The sequence below is a fragment of the Amycolatopsis keratiniphila subsp. keratiniphila genome, from assembly GCF_001620365.2.
GTDB classification, from domain to species: Bacteria; Actinomycetota; Actinomycetes; order Mycobacteriales; family Pseudonocardiaceae; genus Amycolatopsis; species Amycolatopsis keratiniphila.
The window spans coordinates 1-402 of sequence record NZ_LQMT02000037.1 but is presented as its reverse complement, the minus strand read 5'-3'; the positions used below and the strand labels follow the sequence as shown (position 1 = coordinate 402).

Here is a 402-nt window from a genome sequence, read left to right as displayed (position 1 = left end):
GGGCCTTCACGCGCTTGGAGCCTTTAGCGGCGCGGGCCCTTCTTGCCCTTCTTCTGGGAGGCGCGCTGCGCGGCACGACGCTCCCGGCGGGTTCCGCTCTGGTCGCCACCGGCACTGCCGGCACTGTCCGAATGCGACTCGACGCCGCCGTCCTCGGACGGGCCCGACATGGTCAGCCCGGACTGCGAACCACCGCCGAGTCCCTTGCCCCGCAAGGCGGACGGCACGGACTTGGTGTCGGTCGCCGGCCCCTGCGGAGGCGTCGGGCGGGCGTGCCTGCCGTCGCCGTTCGCGGCCTGGCCGTTCCCGGAGCCGACCCCGGCGGGCAGCGCGGACGCGGACTCCGGCGCCGGGGTGGCGGGCTCGGCCTGCTCGACCTGGAGGTTGAACAGGAAGCCGACG

At 75.1% G+C, this 402-nt stretch carries 1 pseudogene; it reads right to left on the bottom strand.

The features are described from left to right. Positions 1 to 23: 23 nt before the first annotated feature. Positions 24 to 402: pseudogene (locus tag AVR91_RS33900) on the bottom strand (preprotein translocase subunit SecA); the annotation flags it as partial.